The sequence below is a fragment of the Mesorhizobium sp. L-2-11 genome, assembly GCF_016756595.1.
GTDB lineage: Bacteria > Pseudomonadota > Alphaproteobacteria > Rhizobiales > Rhizobiaceae > Mesorhizobium.
In genome coordinates this window covers 1,690,001-1,707,518 of the sequence record NZ_AP023257.1, presented here as the reverse complement: position 1 = coordinate 1,707,518, position 17,518 = coordinate 1,690,001, and the positions used below count along the sequence as shown (strand labels likewise).

General features: G+C 59.6%; 14 protein-coding genes, 1 tRNA gene and 2 rRNA genes. 1 reads left to right on the top strand and 16 read right to left on the bottom strand.

The genetic code is table 11. From position 1 onward, the window contains the following. Nucleotides 1–19: 19 nt before the first annotated feature. The 12 genes from JG739_RS08320 to JG739_RS08265 all read right to left on the bottom strand — a co-directional run bounded on the left by JG739_RS08320 (nucleotide 20) and on the right by JG739_RS08265 (nucleotide 11,958). On the bottom strand, nucleotides 20–814 hold the full coding sequence (locus tag JG739_RS08320; protein ID WP_202366041.1) for an ABC transporter permease: 795 nt from the start codon (nucleotides 812–814) through the stop codon (nucleotides 20–22). Next, nucleotides 811–1,704 (bottom strand): ABC transporter permease, encoded by an 894-nt coding sequence (locus JG739_RS08315; protein ID WP_202366040.1) that lies wholly within the window; start codon nucleotides 1,702–1,704, stop codon nucleotides 811–813. Before JG739_RS08315 ends, JG739_RS08320 begins: the two co-directional genes overlap by 4 nt. 73 nt (nucleotides 1,705–1,777) lie before the next feature. Further along, the gene (locus JG739_RS08310) at nucleotides 1,778–2,884 is read right to left on the bottom strand and encodes an ABC transporter substrate-binding protein (RefSeq protein WP_202366039.1); all 1,107 of its coding nucleotides are present in this window, start codon (nucleotides 2,882–2,884) and stop codon (nucleotides 1,778–1,780) included. 252 nt (nucleotides 2,885–3,136) lie between these two features. After that, complete coding sequence (locus tag JG739_RS08305) at nucleotides 3,137–4,309, bottom strand: iron-containing alcohol dehydrogenase (RefSeq protein WP_202366038.1); 1,173 nt, start codon at nucleotides 4,307–4,309, stop codon at nucleotides 3,137–3,139. A gap of 18 nt (nucleotides 4,310–4,327) precedes the next feature. Then, nucleotides 4,328–5,764, bottom strand: a complete 1,437-nt coding sequence (locus JG739_RS08300) for an aldehyde dehydrogenase family protein (protein WP_202366037.1) — start codon at nucleotides 5,762–5,764, stop codon at nucleotides 4,328–4,330. Further along, nucleotides 5,727–6,131 (bottom strand): type II toxin-antitoxin system VapC family toxin, encoded by a 405-nt coding sequence (locus JG739_RS08295; protein ID WP_244749744.1) that lies wholly within the window; start codon nucleotides 6,129–6,131, stop codon nucleotides 5,727–5,729. Before JG739_RS08295 ends, JG739_RS08300 begins: the two co-directional genes overlap by 38 nt. Nucleotides 6,132–6,135: 4 nt before the next feature. Next, nucleotides 6,136–6,540, bottom strand: coding sequence for a helix-turn-helix domain-containing protein (locus JG739_RS08290; protein ID WP_202366036.1), 405 nt, complete (start codon nucleotides 6,538–6,540; stop codon nucleotides 6,136–6,138). 106 nt (nucleotides 6,541–6,646) lie between these two features. After that, nucleotides 6,647–8,017, bottom strand: coding sequence for a glutamine synthetase family protein (locus JG739_RS08285; protein ID WP_202366035.1), 1,371 nt, complete (start codon nucleotides 8,015–8,017; stop codon nucleotides 6,647–6,649). Between the two features lie 85 nt (nucleotides 8,018–8,102). Continuing rightward, on the bottom strand, nucleotides 8,103–9,170 hold the full coding sequence (locus JG739_RS08280) for a TRAP transporter substrate-binding protein (protein WP_202366034.1): 1,068 nt from the start codon (nucleotides 9,168–9,170) through the stop codon (nucleotides 8,103–8,105). Nucleotides 9,171–9,274: 104 nt separating this feature from the next. Beyond that, nucleotides 9,275–10,600: a TRAP transporter large permease gene (locus JG739_RS08275; RefSeq protein ID WP_202366033.1), complete on the bottom strand. Its 1,326-nt coding sequence runs from the start codon at nucleotides 10,598–10,600 to the stop codon at nucleotides 9,275–9,277. Beyond that, nucleotides 10,597–11,109, bottom strand: a complete 513-nt coding sequence (locus JG739_RS08270; protein WP_202366032.1) for a TRAP transporter small permease subunit — start codon at nucleotides 11,107–11,109, stop codon at nucleotides 10,597–10,599. Before JG739_RS08270 ends, JG739_RS08275 begins: the two co-directional genes overlap by 4 nt. Before the next feature lie 18 nt (nucleotides 11,110–11,127). Next, nucleotides 11,128–11,958 carry an N-formylglutamate amidohydrolase gene (locus tag JG739_RS08265; protein WP_202366031.1) on the bottom strand — a complete coding sequence of 277 codons (831 nt, stop codon included), beginning with the start codon at nucleotides 11,956–11,958 and terminating at the stop codon, nucleotides 11,128–11,130. A 150-nt stretch (nucleotides 11,959–12,108) separates the two neighbouring features. Here JG739_RS08265 and JG739_RS08260 point away from each other — a divergent pair, with 150 nt between their 5' ends. After that, entirely contained in the window at nucleotides 12,109–12,936 is an 828-nt protein-coding gene (locus JG739_RS08260; protein WP_202366030.1) for a MurR/RpiR family transcriptional regulator, read from the top strand. Between the two features lie 149 nt (nucleotides 12,937–13,085). Here the strand turns inward: JG739_RS08260 and JG739_RS08255 are convergent, their stop codons facing one another. From JG739_RS08255 to JG739_RS08240, 4 genes are all read right to left on the bottom strand, one after another. Beyond that, nucleotides 13,086–13,490, bottom strand: a complete 405-nt coding sequence (locus JG739_RS08255) for a putative quinol monooxygenase (RefSeq protein WP_244749742.1) — start codon at nucleotides 13,488–13,490, stop codon at nucleotides 13,086–13,088. Nucleotides 13,491–13,698: 208 nt separating this feature from the next. Then, nucleotides 13,699–13,775, bottom strand: a tRNA-Met gene (locus JG739_RS08250). Between the two features lie 184 nt (nucleotides 13,776–13,959). Beyond that, a 5S ribosomal RNA gene (gene rrf, locus JG739_RS08245) occupies nucleotides 13,960–14,074 on the bottom strand. Nucleotides 14,075–14,348: 274 nt separating this feature from the next. Next, nucleotides 14,349–17,168, bottom strand: a 23S ribosomal RNA gene (locus JG739_RS08240). Nucleotides 17,169–17,518: the final 350 nt, after the last annotated feature.

The window sequence follows — 17,518 nt, the reverse complement described above, 5'->3', positions numbered from 1 at the left end:
TCGGTCGGTACTTTGTCGATCAGTTTGGCCGGTTCGCCGATCGCGGCGCAAAACGCGACAGGATTTGGATCAGCGACATGCAGCCCCAGGTGATGGCGAACGAAATGAGCGCCAGTGCCGACGGCTCATAGGCAGTGTTGGCGCCAATGTTCTGCAGATAGGGGCCGAAGGCCGGGCGATTCAGCAGCGAGGCCATGGTGAACTCGCCGATGACGATGGCAAAACTCAGGAACGCGCCGGATAGGACGGCGATCAACACATTCGGCAGGATGATGCGGACGATGATGGTGGTCCAGCCGGCGCCGAGGATTTGTGCGGCTTCGGTGAGCGTTCTGACGTCGATGGTCCTGAGACCGGTATCGACCGCCCGGTACATATAAGGCAGCGCCAGCACTGCATAGCCGATGACCAGCAGAGCATCGGCGCCGCGCGCCGTCGCCAGAAAAGGCAACGTTGAATTCGAACCGAACATTCTGATGTAGCCGAAGACGATGACGATGGCGGGGATAACCAGCGGCAGCAGGGTGATGAACTCTACGATCGGCCGCAGATGCGGTAGCCGCAGCCGTATCCAGTAGGCCGTCGGGACAACGAGGAGCACGCCCAAAAGGATGGTGAAGATCGCCACAACGACGGAATAGGTAAAGGTCGCTTGGAAATTCGGATCTTCGAAGACCGAGCGGTAGGCGTCAAACGAGTATTCCCCTCGCCGCTTACGCAAGGAGAATTCAAAGGTCGCCAAAAGCGGCAGGATAAAATAGGTGGTTCCCACGCCAAAAACCAGCCAGGCCCAAAAACGGTTGCCTTGCTTCATTTCAGCCACCGTTCGGCTCGCCGCTGGAACAGGATGTAGAAGAGATTGGCCAGGCCGGTGATGACGATCATGCCGAATGCAAGCGCATAGCCTAGATTCGGATTGTAAAGCACGTCGCCGCGAATCTGCGCGAACAGCTGGATGGGCACGATGTTGAGTGACGGCCCGGTCAGTGCATAGGCCGTTGCGACCGCGCCGAACGCGTTGGCAAAGAGCAGGACCGTCGTCCCGAGAAAACTCGGCCACAAGACGGGGATCACCACCATGCGCCAATATTGCCAATTGGTTGCACCGAGCGTGGCGGCAGCTTCGCCCCATTCCTTCTTCAGCCCATCGACCGCCGGCGTGATGATGACGATCATCAATGGAATCTGGAAATAGAGGTAGGTGAGGATCAGGCCCCAGAACGAAAAGATGCTGAAGCCGAGCGAATAGATGTTAATGCCGAAAATGTCTCGCAACAGGATCGTCGCCACGCCGAGCCGGCCTAGCGTCGCGATGAACGAGAATGCCAGCGGCACGCCGGCGAAATTCGAGGCGACGCCCGAGAAGGTCAGGGTCGCCGAGCGCAACCACGGCGGCAAGCCGCCGCGAATCACTGCTACGGCCATTGCCAGGCCGATCAGGGCGCCAAGGACCGCAGAGACAAAGCTGATCTGAATGGACACCCAATAGGCCGCTGCGAGCTTGGGCTGCGACAACGCGATGATGTTGTCGAGCGTATAGTCGCCAGCCGCATTTTTGAACGCGCCCGCGATCAGCCCTATCGTGGGCAGGATCAGAAAGAGCAGTGCGAAAATGAAGAACGGAGCTACGCCCAACCAATGCAGTGGCAGCCGAAGGCGGCTGATCTCCGGCGCGCCAGGCCTGACGCTGGCTGTCTGGGACATTGTGGAGTCTGCCATGGACTTCCCGAACTTGGCATAGGGCGCCGGGGCGGCGAACCGACCGGCGCCCTATGAATTACTTCACGACGGCGCCAACGATGGCATCCCAGTTCGTGCTGATTTCCTTCTTGGCGGCGTTCTGCTCCTCCAAGGTTGGGAAGATCGCTTTTTCGTAGTTCTCGGCGGCCGGCAACTTGTCCAGCATCTCCTTCGGGATCACGCCCTTCTTGGCGAGGTCGTTGAAGCGGATCGGGTGGCAGTAGCCCTTCAGCCAGCCGAGTTGGCCTTCGTCCGAGTAGAGATACTCCATCCACAGCTTGGCGGCGTTCGGATGCGGCGCATAGGCGCTGATCGCCTGCACGTAGACGCCTGCGACCACCGCGCTCTTTGGCACGACGATTTCGATTTCCGGATTGCCGGCCATCTTGTCGCGCATGGCCAGCAGGTTGTAGTCCCAGTTCATCACGATCGGTGTCGTACCTTGGGCGACAGCTGCCGCTTCACCGTCGACCGGCACAAAGTTGCCGGCATCGTTGAGCTGCTTGAAAAACTGCAGACCCTTGGCGGCGGCATCCTGGCCGCCGGTACCGCCAGCCGCGAGGCCAGCGGCGTACACCGACATGACCGCGTTGTTCGACGAGCGCGGGTCACCGGCGAGCGCCACCGAATTGGCATATTCCGGCTTCTGCAGGTCAGCCCAGTCCTGTGGGGCGTTCTGCACGACGGCCTTGTTCACGCCGAAGGCGAGCACGCCGTAGTAGTCGCCATACCAATAGCCATCGGCATCCTTGGCGCTGTCAGGGATCGTGTCCCAGGTCGACACCTTGTAAGGTTGGATCAGGCCGTCTGCCTTGGCGGACGGGCCGAAAGACAGGCCGACGTCGATAACGTCAGGCGCTTGCGGCCCCTTATTGTCCTTGTTGGCCTTGATCGCCTCAATCTCGTCGCCGGAGCCGGCGTCGGGATTGAGTTCGTTGACGGTGATTTCCGGATATTTCGCCTTGAATCCGGCGATGACGTCGCCATAGCCGCACCAGCTGTGCGGCAGCGCGATGGTGGTGAGCTGGCCTTCCGCCTTGGCGGCGGCGACCAGTTCATCCATGGACTGCGCCGACGAGATGGCAGAGGTCGCCATCAGGGCGACGGCCGTAAGGGAAAGCACTTTTCCCGTGAATTTGAACATGTGTTCTCTCCGTTGAACTGACGCCGTTGGACGCCTGCGATGCGGTATCGTTTTCGTGTGACAGCGCGATGAAAGCTTTGTGAAAGCGCTACCCTGCAGTACGAAAAGTAAACTCTTTTTAACCGGCTGTAGCAATCGCCTCGCGATTATTTCTCCGGCTAACGAGTTTCCGTCTTACCTTTCATCTCTCCCCCTTTGTTGCCTTCCAAATCAGTTTCATTTTCCAGATCGGATTCCGACGCGAATATTGTCTCAGACGGTGCCGGCAATGGCGTTGTCGAGCAGCGTCAGCGCCGCCTTCCTGGTCAGCTTGACCGGGTTGCCGCCGGCGGTCGGATCGACCACCGCCATGTCGGCGATCAGCCCCTTGCGCTTCTTGTCCATGTCGAGCCCGTTGATCAGGCCCGGCAGCGCATGCGGCACCTTCAATTCCTTGCGCAACTTGATGACGGCCTTGGCGAAACCGTCGAAGCCGCCCTTGATGCCGCAATAAGCCGCGAGCCGGGCGATCTGCGCCTCGATGGCGTCGCGGTTGAAGGCCAGCACATAGGGCATGAACACGGCGTTGGTCATGCCATGATGGGTGTCGTAAAGTGCGCCGACCGGATGCGACAGCGAGTGGATGGCGCCCAGCCCTTTCTGGAAGGCGGCAGCGCCCATCGCGGCCGCGCTCATCATGTGGGCGCGGGCGACGAGATCCCTGCCGTTGGCATAGGCTTTCGGCAGGTTTTCGAAGACGAGCCGCACGCCCTCGACGGCGATGCCGTCGGCCATCGGATGATAGCCCGGCGCGCAATAGGCTTCGAGGCAATGGGCGAGTGCGTCCATGCCGGTGCCGGCGGTGATGAAGCCGGGCATGCCGACCGACAGTTCCGGATCAGCGATGACGATGGCCGGCAAAAGTTTCGGATGGAAGATCACCTTCTTGGTGTGGGTCGCTTCATTGGTGATGACGCCGGCGCGGCCGACCTCCGAGCCGGTGCCGGCCGTGGTCGGCACGGCGATGATCGGCGCGATCGCGTCGGAGTTGGCGCGCGTCCACCAGTCGCCGATATCCTCGAAATCCCAGACCGGCCGCGTCTGGCCGGCCTGGAAGGCGATCAGCTTGCCGAGGTCGAGCGCCGAGCCGCCGCCGAAGGCGATGACGCCGTCATGCTTGCCCTTCTTGAACACGGCAATTCCGGCGGTCAGGTTGGAGTCGACCGGGTTCGGCTTGACCTCGGAAAACACGCCATAGGGCACCTTGGCACCGTCGAGGATCTTCAACGTCGAGGCGACGACCGGAAGTTTGGCCAGCCCTGGATCGGTGACGAACAGCGGCCGTTTGATGCCGGTGGCATCAAGCACATCAGGCAATTCCTTGATACGCCCCGCGCCGAAGCGCACGGTTGTCGGGTAGTTCCATTTGGAAATCAATTTTGTCATTTTTGTCTTTCGAAAAAATCAGATGGCTTCGCGCAGATGATATGATTTCGGCCTCGTCAGATTGTCGTAACCGATGGCCGACAGGGCGGCGCCCTTGCCGGTGTCCTTGACGCCGGTCCAGACCAGCGCCGGATCGAGATAGTCGCAGCGGTTCATGAACACGGTGCCGGTCTCGACGCGATCACCGATCGCCGCCGCATGCTCGGTGTCGCGCGTCCAGATCGAGGCCGTCAGCCCGTAGGGGCTGTCGTTCATCAGCGCGATCGCCTCCTCGTCGTTGCGCACCTTCATGATGCCGACGATCGGCCCAAAGCTTTCCTCGCGCATGACGCTCATCTGGTGGTCGACGCCGGTCAGCACTTCCGGCGCCAGATAGGGCGAGCCTGGCTCGTCATTGGCCACCTTCATGTTGATGTGCACCCTGGCACCCTTGCGCAGCGCCTCGGCCTTCTGCTCGCGGATCAGGTCGGCAAAGCGCGCCTGTGCCATCGGCCCCATCGTCGTCGCCTGATCGAGCGGGTTGCCGACGACGTAGTTCCTGGTTTCGGCGATGAAGCCTTCGACGAACTCGTCATAGACCTTCTCATGGACATAGACGCGCTCGATGCCGCAGCAGCACTGGCCGGAATTGTAGAAGGCGCCGTCGACCAGATTGGCGACGGCATGGTCGATCTTGGCGTCGGCGAGGACGTAGGCCGGGTCCTTGCCGCCGAGTTCGAGGCCGAGCGTCATGAACGTGCCAGCCGCGGCCTTTTCGATGGCGCGGCCGCCGGCAACCGAGCCGGTGAAATTGACATGGTCGATCTTGCCCGAGCCGAGCAGTTTTTCGGTCTGCGCATGGCTCATGACGAGGTTCTGGAACAGGCCCTTGGGCAGGCCTGCTTTGTCGAAAGCCTGTTGAAAGCGTTCGCCGACCAGCAGCGTCTGCGCCGCGTGCTTGAGGATGACGGCGCTGCCGGCCATCAGCGCCGGCACGATGGTGTTGACGGCGGTGAGATAAGGATAGTTCCACGGCGCGATCACCATGACCAGGCCGAGCGGCACCTTCTTCACATAGCGGCGAAACCCGTCCCTCGGATTGGAGGCCATCACCGGCTTGAGTGCCGCTTCGGCGATCTCGACCATGTAATTGGTGCGTTCCCTGACGCCGCCGAACTCGCCGCCATAGCGCACCGGACGACCCAGCTGCCAGGCAATCTCCGGCACGATCTCGTCGGTCATGGCTACCAGCGCCTCCAGCATGGCAAGCATGTACTTGCCGCGCTCGACGATCGGCGTCTCAGCCCATTTCTCCTGCGCCGCCTTGGCCCGCTCGACAGCAGCGTTGATCGCCTGGTCCGTGGCCACAGGCCGTTCGGCATAGATCGAACCATCGATGGGGGATTTGAGTTTGATAGTTTCCAAGGAGGTCTCCAAATCAACAAGGGACTGTTTTGACGAAGCCAGCCGCGCCATAGGCAAGGATCGCCCGATCGCGGGTGATAATTGCCAGGTTCTTCGAACGCGCCGTAGCTATGATAATCCGGTCTGTCGGATCGTTGTGAACGACACCAGGCAGGAACGAAGACTCGACCAAAAGCTCGCTGTCGATACCCTCAACGCTCGTTGCCCCGGCTTGCACAAACCGTTCAAACCATGCGAGCGGCGACTTGATGAACGGAAGCCGGCCTTTGGCGACAAGCATTCCGATCTCCCAGGCCGACATGACGGAAACCGCGATCACGCCACCATTTTTTCGCGCGCTGGTCACCTTCTCGACCGCCGTCCTCGTGACCGGCTGCTCCGTTGAGAGCCACAGCATGAAGCAGGTGTCGAGCAGCACTCCATCAGTCGTCATACACCTTGCCCCAATCCGGATCTGCAGGTGCGGTGTAATCGACATCCGGAAGAAGGGTGAGCGTCCCGGCCATGCATCCAAACAACGGATCAGCACCCCTCGGCGGCACGATGTGATCTTTGTCGTCGTCATTCATTGCCGTTGCACCTTTGAAATCCACCTGCTCCTCCATGAAGCCCCGACGACGCCAGGCCTGAGTATTTTCGGTGCTTCCGTCGTTCGGTGAGCCGAGATGAAGCAGGACCCCGCTTGCCGAAGTACCGAAAATTTCCGCGATCTTATGGATTTCATCGACCTGCATGCGCCGTTCACCATTCAGTGTCCGAGACAGCGCGCCTGGGTCCATACCTATACGGCCTGCTGTGCCGCGCAGCGACAAGCCACGCTCTTTCATTTGGTCCTGAAACCACGCCTTGTCGATTTTACCTCTACCCTGGGGCAACATCATCTCCGTGTGTTGTGATGTATTTATCGCAACACTAACATAAATCACAACACCGTCAATACCGTTCGAACCCCCTGTGCAGTTCCCAGTCGGTAATGCGGCGGTCGTATTCGAACTGCTCCCAGTGCGCCGTATGGACATAATGCTCGAGCACGCCGTCGCCGAGCGCCTGCTTCAGCATCTCCGATTTCGCCAGCGTCTCGGTGGCATCGCGCAGGGTCTTCGGAATTTCCGGCAGCTGCGAGGCTTGATAGGCATCGCCGACGAAGGGTTTTTGCAGTTCAAGCTTTTCGTCGATGCCGGCAAGGCCGGCCGCAATCAGCGCAGCGAAGGCGAGATAGGGGTTGAGGTCAGCGCCGCCGATGCGGCATTCCATGCGGATGCCCTTGGTGCCCTCGCCGCACAGGCGGAAGCCGGCGGTGCGGTTATCCTCGCTCCACATGATCTTGGTCGGCGCGAAGGTGCCGGCCTGGAAGCGCTTGTAGGAGTTGACGTAGGGCGCCAGGAACCAGGTGAATTCCCTGGCATATCTAAGCTGGCCCGCCGCCCATTGCTGGCCGAGCGTCGACAGCGTCCACTCAGCCTTTTTGTCGTAGAAAAGCGGCGTCTCGCCGTCGGCGCTCCACAGCGAATTGTGGATATGGCTGGAATTGCCGGCCAGCCCGTAATTGTACTTGGCCATGAACGAGATCGCCTTGCCTTCCGACTCTGCGATCTCCTTGGCGCCGTTCTTCAGGATGACGTGGCGGTCGGCCATCTCGAGCGCCTCGGCATAGCGGACGTTGATTTCTTCCTGGCCAGGCCCCCACTCGCCCTTGGAGTTCTCGATCGGAATGCCGGCCGCTTGCATCTCGTTGCGCAGCCGGCGCATGACGCCTTCTTCCTTGGTGGTGATGCCGATCTGGTAGTCGCCGATATAGGGCGAGGCCGTGTCGAGGCCCTGCCAGTGCTTCTTGCGGGCGGAATCGTAGGTTTCGCTGAACAGATAGAATTCGAGTTCGGAGGCGAAATAGCCGATATAGCCGCGTTCGCTCAGCCGCTTGACCTGCTTCTTCAGGATGGCGCGCGGCGAATGCGGCAGGTCGTCATGGGTGTGGTGGTCGAGCACGTCGCAGATCACCAGCGCCGTCTTCTCCAGCCATGGAATGCGCCGCAGCGTCGACAGGTCCGGCTTCATGACGAAGTCGCCGTAACCCTTCGACCAGCTCGCCGCCTTGTAGCCGGGCACCGGTTCCATATCGATGTCGTTGGCCAGGAGATAGTTGCAGCCATGCGTCTCGTCATGGGCGGACTCGACGAAATACTGTGCCAGGAACCGCTTTCCCGCCAGCCGGCCCTGCATGTCGACGATGCAGGCCAGCACGGTGTCGACCTCACCGCTGGAGACCGCCTTCTTCAATTGATCGAACGAGAAATTTCCGGCCATTTAAAACTCCAGGCATCCACGACAGCGTATAGCTTAGCTATGTTCGCAAAGCCGCCCGCCATGGCGGGCGGCCTTGTCTGCGCAATCAGCCGTAGCGATAGGGCGCTCCGGCCTTCCTCATCGACTCATTGTACTTCTTGATGATCTCGACGACCTTCGCGCTACGCTCGCTCTGCGCGGCGATTTCGTCCCAGAACTTTACTGCCTCTTCCTCGACCTTCGCCCATTCCGCATCCGGGATGGTGGTGAGCTCAAGCTTGCCGGTGTTGCGGTAGTTGGCCTCGCCAGCCCAGTACCAATGCTGCCGGTAGTAGTGCGAGGCGTCGATTGCCAGACGGAAGAGCTGCTGCAGATGCTCGGGCACAGCCTTCCACTTCCCGGTATTGACGAAGTAGGAGCCGGCCCAGGCGCCCGACAGCGGGTTCGTCAGGTAGTATTTCAGCGCGTCGGCCCAGCCCACGGTATGCATCTCCGTGATGCCGCACCAGCACACGCCATCGAGTTCTCCGGTCTGCATGGCGGGTTGCACGTCCTCGTAGGGAAGCGAGACCGGCACCACGCCGAAGCGCGACAGGAACTGGCCGCCGGTAGGGAAGGTGTAGACGCGCAGGCCCTGCAGGTCGGCGAGGGATTTGATCGGCTTGGTCGTGCCGAAGTTGCAGGGGTCCCAGGCCCCGGTGGAGAGCCATGTCACGTCGGGAATCTCGGCATAGGCCTCTTCCCAGATCTCCTTCAGGCCGTGCCAGTGCCACAGCGCCGGCACATCGAGGGAATAGCGCGCCGCGAGCGGGAAATAAGCGCCGAAGACCTTGACGTCGACCGGAGCGGCGGCCGAGTCGTCGTCGCTCTGGGCCGCATCGATCGTGCCCGACTGGACAGCACGGAACAGCTCGCCTTGCGGGACGAGTTGGTCTGCGGTGTAGAGCTCGATCACCATCTCGCCATTGGCCGCTTTGTTGAACCAGTCGATCGAGTTCTTGATGACGTGCTCGGCCAGGGCCGGGCCGGCATAGGTCTGCAGGCGCCATGTGATCGGGCTCTGTGCCTTGACGTAGGGCATAGCCAGCGTGGACGCGCCGACCGCGCCTGCGGTCGTCAATCCCGCCTTTCGCAGGAAATCGCGCTTGCTTATGTTTCTTCTCTGCTCAGTCATCGTTCCGTTCTCCTCTTCGACACGCCTGCATGCGTGCAGGTCCACGATCTTCCGGGAAGCTCATTCTTCCTCTTTTTGGTTCCTTCCTCGACGCATCGCCCATGCTATCGTCCCGAAAAGAGGCTCGGCAGCCACAGCGCGATCTGCGGGAAAATCATGATGATGATCAGCGACAGCACCATCAGGAAGAAGAAAGGCACGATGGAGCGGTAGATGTCGACCAAAGTGATCTCGGGCGGCGCCATTGCGCGCATCAGGAACAGATTATAGCCGAAGGGCGGCGTGATGTACGCGATCTGGCAGGTGATCGTATAAAGGATGCCGAACCAGATCGGATTGAAGCCAAGGCTGATAACCAGCGGGATGTAGAGCGGCGCGACGATGACGAGCATCGCGGTGTCGTCGAGAAACATTCCCATGACGATGAAGGAGAGGAGCATCAGCACCAGGATGGTCCACGGGCTGAACTCCCAGGTGTCGATCAAAAGCGTCTTGACTGCCTTTACCGCGCCCAGCCCATCATAGACCGAGCTGAAGCACAGCGCGCCGAGAATGATCCAAAGGAACATGCAACTGATGCCCAGCGTGTTGCGCGTCGCCGTCTCGAAGGATTTCCGGTTCAGGTTTCCCGCCCACCAGGCGCCGGCCATCGCCAGAACCGCCCCCACCACCGAGCTTTCCACCAGGCTCGTCACGCCGGTCATGAACATGCCCATCATGACGGCGAAGATGGCAAGCGGCAGCAGACCTTCCCCGAGCAGGGCGAATTTCTCGGCGCGGGTGATCTGCGCGCGTTCTTCGGCCGGCAGAGCGGGGCCGGCTTCGGGCTGGATCAGACAGCGCAGATAGACATAGACACCGAAGATCAGCGCCATCAGCAGGCCGGGGCCAACCCCGGCCAGCCACAGATCCAGTACCGGCTGCCGGGCAATCATGGCGTAAAGCACCAGCACGACGCTCGGCGGTATCAGGATGCCGAGCGAGGAACCCGCCTGGATGACGCCGGTGACCATCGACTTGTCGTAGCCGTGGCGCAGCAACTGCGGCAGGGCGATCGTCGCGCCGATCGCCATGCCGGCGACCGACAGGCCATTGAGCGCGGCAATCAGCACCATCAGGCCGATCGTGCCCAGCGCGAGACCGCCGCGCACCGGCCCGAACCAGACATGGAACATCCGGTAGAGGTCGCCGGCCATGCCGGATTCCGACAACATGAAGCCCATGAAGATGAAGAACGGCACGGTGATCAGCGGGTACCAGTTCAATACCTGGAAGGAGGCGTTGAAGGGCATCTCGAACGATCCCTGCCCCCACAGCCACAGTGCCGCCGCCGAACCGACGAAGCCGATGACGCCGAAGACGCGCTGCCCGGTAAAGAGCAGCACCATCATGGTTCCGAACATGAATAGAGTGATCGCCTCGGAACTCATGCGATCGGCCTCCCGCGGGCAATGGCCACGTCTTTGATGAAGGTGGAGATGCACTGCAGCAACATCAGGAAGACTCCGGTCGTCATCACCACCTTGATCGGCCAGAGCACGGGCGACCAGGCCGAGTAGTTCTTCTGATTGTATTGGATGGCGTAGTTTGTGCTCGATAGGCCACCACCGAGGAGCACGACCAGGAAAAAGATGACGAAGAGGATGGTGATGGCGTCGGTGATAGCACGCTTCCTTGCATCGAGGCGGCTGTAGAACAGGTCCATCCGCACATGCTGATCGAGTTGCAGGGCATAGGCGCCGCCCACCAGATAGTAGGCGGAGAGCAGGAACTGCGACATTTCCAGCACCCAGTTGATCGGCACGCCGAAAATGATACGCGACAGCGTCGAGTAGAGCAGCATCGCGCCCATGACGAACAGCAGGTACATCGCGACGCGTCCGACGCGATGGTTTATCGCGTCAACGTAGCGGACAAAAAGCTGTGCGGCTTGGGGCAACGGTCTCTTCCTGTCGAATTATCGGATCGGATGGGCCGGAATCTGCCTGCCGCGCCGCGGCAGGGACTCAGGACTCGTTGATGCTTCCGGCGTGTGAATGCCAACGAAGATGCCCGTCAGCAGATCCGCCCATTTTCGCTGCCCGGCTTCGTCGGATATTTCGTCGTTGCGGATTTCGATCATCGCGCAGGGTAGCCCCAGCGGGCGCGCATGCCTTTCCAGCGTAAAATAAACGCGGTCGGCCGGCGAATAGGGTTGGTTGACGCCGACCGTGACGCCGGCGAGCCGCTGCAGCGCCGCGACAAGCGGCGCTGCCAGCCGACGATCCTCGTCATGGATGACGCCGATATGCCAGGGCCGGCTCTTGCTCCTGTAGACCGGGTTGAAGGAATGGATTGAAACCAGCCGCGTCTCCAGCCCGCCCGCCAGCCTTGTGTCGATGATGCTCGCAACCGCATCGTGGAAGGGTTGCCAGGAAAGGGCGATGCGCGCGGCAACCTGCATTTCCGACAGGCCGGCATTGCCCGGAATGGCCGTGGTCTCGCTGACCGGCGGCACCAGATCGGGTGCATCGAGCGGCCGGTTGCAGTCGATGACCAGCCGCGAAACGCGGGTCTCGACCAGTGTCGCGTCAAGCGCCGCGGCCATGCGGCGGGCGACCGGCAGCGCGCCGGGATCCCAGGCGATGTGGCGGGAAAGCTCTTCGGCAGCAAGGCCGAGCGTTCCGAATTCCGGCGGCAGGAAGTTGGAGGCGTGGTCGCAGGTCAGCACGAAAGGGCTCGATCCGCCGAGGTTCGTCACCCCTACGGTTTCAGGCGATGCAGGGCTGGCGGGCCGTGCTGTCTCCATTGTTTGCAGTCCCCGGGGAGCGCTGTATCGTATGTTACGTATTTTGCATCATTGCGTCCTTGTGGATGATTTCATACAGTTTGTCCGGCTTTGTCAAACGCGATTTTGGCTCAAATGCGATTTCAGCAAAGCGGCCAAGGGTGGGAAAAGATGATTTCGAGCATTGCCGAACTGATCTCGGACCGCATCGGCACGATGCCGGCGGGCGAGCGCCGCGCAGCGCAGACGCTGATCGCCAGCTACCCGCTGATCGGCCTGAAGACCGTCGCCGAGTTTTCGGCTGCTGCCGGCGTCTCCTCGCCGACCATCCTGCGTTTCGTCGCCCGGCTCGGCTTCCAGAACTACCCGGAATTCCAGTCGGCGCTGCAGGACGAATTGGCGGCGCAACTGCAGTCGCCGGCCTCACGGACGCTCAACCCGCCATCGCCGAACGGCGGCGCGGTCTCGCCGATGCTGGAGGCAACGCTCGACAATATGCGCGAGACGTTCAGGCACCTGTCTGAAAAGCAGCTTGCCGACATCGTCGCAAAACTTGCCGACCGGCGTGGCAAAACCTTCCTGATCGGCGGCCGCTTCACCGATCCGCTGGCGCGCTACATGGCCGCCCACCTCGCCATCATCCAGCCCAACGTCTTTCACCTCGCCGGACAGGAAAGCGTCTGGCGCGACCGGCTGATTGACATGGGCAAGCGCGACGTGCTGGTGATCTTCGACATCAGGCGCTACCAGGACAGCCTGGTTCGCTTCGCCGAGACGGCACATCAGCGTGGCGTGCAGATCGTGCTGTTCACCGACCAGTGGCTGTCGCCGATCGCCCGCTTCGCCCGCCATGTCATCGCCGGGCGCACCGCCGTGCCCTCGGCCTGGGACTCCTCGGCGGCGCTTTTCGTCGTTGCCGAAACGCTGATCGGCGCCGTCACCCGGCAGCTCGAGGCCGACGGCGCCAAACGCATCCGCGAGCTGGAAAGCCTGCGGTAGGGGCGCGGCCTGAACCCGACCGCATAATCGCTTCCGTGCCGGATACCGCGGCTTGAGTCAGCTTGCGGCGTGGGACTCTGGCACTTCTTCCGTTGCGAACGTGCTTATCTAAATTAGTTCAGCGCGGGCGCGCCCAACATGCACGGCCGTCACCGTGGCTTCGCGCTGAGCTGAACCGGCACGGTCTCGATCAATTTGCGCGACAGGATCATCGACTGCGTCGTCGCGACATATTTCTTGAAATGCGGCGATGCGATATGCGCCCGATACCCTTCCTCGCTGGCGTATATCTCGAAGAACCGAAGACTATTCGGCTTGTCCTTCTCTGCCACCGAGTAGATGGCCAGCACGCCCGGTTCGAAATCGATGGCGTCTTGCATCTCTTCTTTGACGGCGGCCTTGTAGGCGTCGAGCTGGGCCGGATCGATTACCAATTCGGCAACGCGGACCACTGTCTCATCGCGCTCCTGCGCTTGAACGGCACTTTTCTCGCCACCCATGATCAACGCTCCGACAACCAATACAGCTTCGGCATAATACCTATTCTTGAACATCCTGATTACCTTAGGGACGCGCCGGATCTGCATGGCGGCGCGGCCAAACGGCTGGAACCATTCGGCCCGGCTGTTGGTTCCATAGCGAAGAACGGAAAACCGCCGAGCAAGCGGAAGCCGCCATCGTACAGCCTCCTTGCAGAACTTCAACTCGACTGCGCCAGCCTCCAAACGCAAAACGGCCCGCGTGATGCGGGCCGTTTTTGTTTGGTTGCGGGGACAGGATTTGAACCTGTGACCTTCAGGTTATGAGCCTGACGAGCTACCGGGCTGCTCCACCCCGCGTCAACTTCAGAAGTAAGCCTTGGCTCACTGGAATCAAGCTTGCGCCAACTGAAAGGGCCGCTTGCGCGGCCCGAGTTCCCGATTGGCGGGCCTTTTGGTAGAGAGAAGATTTTCCACACATCGACCCATTTTCGATTTTTGGAAAGTACGATGTGAAGGTGAAGATCCAACGTGCGTTTTGCAGACCTGGCAGCGACCTACTCTCCCGCGTCTTGAGACGAAGTACCATCAGCGCTGGAGCGTTTCACGGCCGAGTTCGGAATGGGATCGGGTGCAGCCGCTCCGCCATAACCACCAGGTCGGCAAAGCGCACGTTGTTCGAGAAGCTTTTTGAGCGAATAGCGATGAGGAAGTAGCCAATAGGGAAGCCTATTTTCTGCTCTCTGAGCTGTTCGCTGGTCTTATATGTGCCTTACCGTTCTTTGGTCCTGGCGCCTTTCGAAGCGAAGCTTCGCAAGGTCGACCGACCGTCGGCGCCGATGCGCCGCACCCACGTAGCGCCGCCCGCAGGGCGGAACGAGCGTGAGTGAGAACAGCCCATCTGACTTCGTCAGATGGGCATAGGGAATGAGAACGATCAAGCCGATCGAACTATTAGTACCGGTAAGCTTCAAGCGTTGCCGCTCTTCCACACCCGGCCTATCAACGTGGTCGTCTTCCACGGTTCTCAGGGAATACTCGTTTTAAGGTGGGTTTCCCGCTTAGATGCCTTCAGCGGTTATCCCGTCCGGATATAGCTACCCTGCTATGCGGCTGGCGCCACAACAGGTCCACCAGAGATCCGTCCATCCCGGTCCTCTCGTACTAGGGACAGATCCTTTCAATATTCCTACACCCACGGCAGATAGGGACCGAACTGTCTCACGACGTTCTGAACCCAACTCACGTACCGCTTTAAATGGCGAACAGCCATACCCTTGGGACCTGCTCCAGCCCCAGGATGCGATGAGTCGACATCGAGGTGCCAAACAACCCCGTCGATATGGACTCTTGGGGGTCATCAGCCTGTTATCCCCGGCGTACCTTTTATCCGTTGAGCGATGGCCCTTCCACGCGGGACCACCGGATCACTATGACCGACTTTCGTCTCTGCTCGACTTGTCAGTCTCGCAGTCAGGCAGGCTTATGCCATTGCACTCAGCGAACGATTTCCGACCGTTCTGAGCCCACCATCGCGCGCCTCCGTTACTCTTTAGGAGGCGACCGCCCCAGTCAAACTACCCACCATACATTGTCCCGGACCCGGATGACGGGCCGCGGTTAGACATCCATAGTGATAAGGGTGGTATTTCAAGGATGGCTCCACCTGAGCTGGCGCCCAGGTTTCAAAGCCTACCACCTATCCTACACATGCCACTACGAATGCCAATGTAAAGCTATAGTAAAGGTGCACGGGGTCTTTCCGTCTAACCGCAGGAACCCCGCATCTTCACGGGGAATTCAATTTCACTGAGTCTATGCTGGAGACAGCGGGGAAGTCGTTACGCCATTCGTGCAGGTCGGAACTTACCCGACAAGGAATTTCGCTACCTTAGGACCGTTATAGTTACGGCCGCCGTTTACTGGGGCTTCGATTCAGAGCTTGCACCCCTCCTCTTAACCTTCCAGCACCGGGCAGGCGTCAGACCCTATACGTCGTCTTGCGACTTCGCAGAGCCCTGTGTTTTTGATAAACAGTCGCTACCCCCTGGTCTGTGCCACCCTCCTCCACTTGCGTGGAAAAGGGTCACGCTTCTTCCGAAGTTACGCGTGCAATTTGCCGAGTTCCTTCAGCATAGTTCTCTCAAGCGCCTTGGTATACTCTACCAGTCCACCAGTGTCGGTTTCGGGTACGGTCTATAAGGAGGAGCTATTTCCTGGAACCACGCAGCAGCCCGTTCAATCCGATAAGATTGGACTACCTCAATGATCCGTCACTTCCTCCAGGCCCACGAATATTAACGTGGTTCCCATCGTCTACGCATTTCTGCCTCGACTTAGGGGCCGGCTAACCCTGCTCAGATTAGCTTTAAGCAGGAACCCTTGGACTTTCGGCGGGGGAGTCTCTCACTCCCCTTACGTTACTCATGTCAGCATTCGCACTTCTGATACCTCCACCACCCCTCACGGGTATGGCTTCATCAGCTTACAGAACGCTCCGCTACCGCAGCGCAATCCCGAAGGATTGTCGCCACCCTAAGCTTCGGTGTATGGCTTGAGCCCCGTTACATTTTCGGCGCAAAGACCCTTATTTAGACCAGTGAGCTGTTACGCTTTCTTTAAATGATGGCTGCTTCTAAGCCAACATCCTGGTTGTTTTGGGATCCTCACATCCTTTCCCACTTAGCCATAACTTGGGGACCTTAGCTGTAGGTCAGGGTTGTTTCCCTTTTCACGACGGACGTTAGCACCCGCCGTGTGTCTGCCGACTAGTACTCCCAGGTATTCGGAGTTTGGTTAGGTTTGGTAATCCGGTGAGGACCCCTAGCCCATCCAGTGCTCTACCCCCTGGGGTATTCGGTCGACGCTCTACCTAAATAGATTTCGCGGAGAACCAGCTATTTCCGAGTTTGATTGGCCTTTCACCCCTAGCCACAAGTCATCCCGAACTATTGCAACAGTTATGGGTTCGGTCCTCCAGTAAGTGTTACCTTACCTTCAACCTGCTCATGGCTAGATCACTCGGTTTCGGGTCTAATGCGACGAACTGAACGCCCTGTTCAGACTCGCTTTCGCTGCGCCTACACCTAGCGGTTTAAGCTTGCTCGTCACACTAAGTCGCTGACCCATTATACAAAAGGTACGTGGTCACCCTTGCGGGCTCCCACTGTTTGTAGGCAATCGGTTTCAGGTACTCTTTCACTCCCCTTGTCGGGGTGCTTTTCACCTTTCCCTCACGGTACTAGTTCGCTATCGGTCATGCACGAGTACTTAGGCTTGGAGGGTGGTCCCCCCAATTTCAGACAGGATTTCACGTGTCCCGCCTTACTCGAGGACGATGATTTGCATTACGCGTACGGGGCTGTCACCCACTATGGCCCTACTTTCCAGAAGGTTCCGCTTGTCTCATCATCGCCACTGGCCTGGTCCGGGTTCGCTCGCCACTACTGCCGGAGTCTCGGTTGATGTCCTTTCCTACGGGTACTTAGATGTTTCAGTTCCCCGCGTTCGCCACTTTATCCCTATGGATTCAGGATAAGTTACCTATAACAGATCCTTGGAAACCACAGCAGCAAGTCGGCCTTTCGACCACTGGCTGCTCTGATTTTCCAAGCACCTTAGGTGGGTTTCCCCATTCGGAAATCTACGGATCAAAGGGTATTCGCACCTCCCCGTAGCTTATCGCAGCGTATCACGTCCTTCATCGCCTGTGCATGCCAAGGCATCCACCAATTGCCCTTAAGACACTTGATCGTTCTCATTGCCAATACCCACCAGCGCGATCCCAAAGGGATCGTCGCTTCAGCCAAATCCCGAAGGATTTTTGCTTCAGCGTGATCCGAAGGATCATCGCTCAGCGCGACCTCCAAGAGATCGTCGCCTCGGCTCAATCCTGTGCAGGATTGTCGCCTGATGTCATTGGCACAAAAAGACCAGCTTCTCGAGATCGGTTCGAGGGTGCGGTTAGGCAAACCCATCATATGCGGGAGATTGAGCGTCTCCCGCGACAAATCATGATCCTTTCGGGCCATGAAGTTCGAACAAATCTTCTCTTTACGATGTCAAACAGAACAGGCGGAGAGCCAAGAAGCTCACCGCAAATC

What these genes read in the sequence shown, in the direction of transcription:
- JG739_RS08275 (WP_202366033.1), bottom strand. Translation starts at nt 10,600, where the DNA reads ATGAGTTCCGAGGCGATCACTCTATTCATGTTCGGAACCATGATGGTG.
- JG739_RS08310 (WP_202366039.1), bottom strand. Translation starts at nt 2,884, where the DNA reads ATGTTCAAATTCACGGGAAAAGTGCTTTCCCTTACGGCCGTCGCCCTG.
- JG739_RS08260 (WP_202366030.1), top strand. Translation starts at nt 12,109, where the DNA reads ATGATTTCGAGCATTGCCGAACTGATCTCGGACCGCATCGGCACGATG.
- JG739_RS08315 (WP_202366040.1), bottom strand. Translation starts at nt 1,704, where the DNA reads ATGTCCCAGACAGCCAGCGTCAGGCCTGGCGCGCCGGAGATCAGCCGC.
- JG739_RS08255 (WP_244749742.1), bottom strand. Translation starts at nt 13,490, where the DNA reads ATGTTCAAGAATAGGTATTATGCCGAAGCTGTATTGGTTGTCGGAGCG.
- JG739_RS08300 (WP_202366037.1), bottom strand. Translation starts at nt 5,764, where the DNA reads ATGGCGCGGCTGGCTTCGTCAAAACAGTCCCTTGTTGATTTGGAGACC.
- JG739_RS08320 (WP_202366041.1), bottom strand. Translation starts at nt 814, where the DNA reads ATGAAGCAAGGCAACCGTTTTTGGGCCTGGCTGGTTTTTGGCGTGGGA.
- JG739_RS08290 (WP_202366036.1), bottom strand. Translation starts at nt 6,540, where the DNA reads ATGAAAGAGCGTGGCTTGTCGCTGCGCGGCACAGCAGGCCGTATAGGT.
- JG739_RS08285 (WP_202366035.1), bottom strand. Translation starts at nt 8,017, where the DNA reads ATGGCCGGAAATTTCTCGTTCGATCAATTGAAGAAGGCGGTCTCCAGC.
- JG739_RS08305 (WP_202366038.1), bottom strand. Translation starts at nt 4,309, where the DNA reads ATGACAAAATTGATTTCCAAATGGAACTACCCGACAACCGTGCGCTTC.
- JG739_RS08280 (WP_202366034.1), bottom strand. Translation starts at nt 9,170, where the DNA reads ATGACTGAGCAGAGAAGAAACATAAGCAAGCGCGATTTCCTGCGAAAG.
- JG739_RS08265 (WP_202366031.1), bottom strand. Translation starts at nt 11,958, where the DNA reads ATGGAGACAGCACGGCCCGCCAGCCCTGCATCGCCTGAAACCGTAGGG.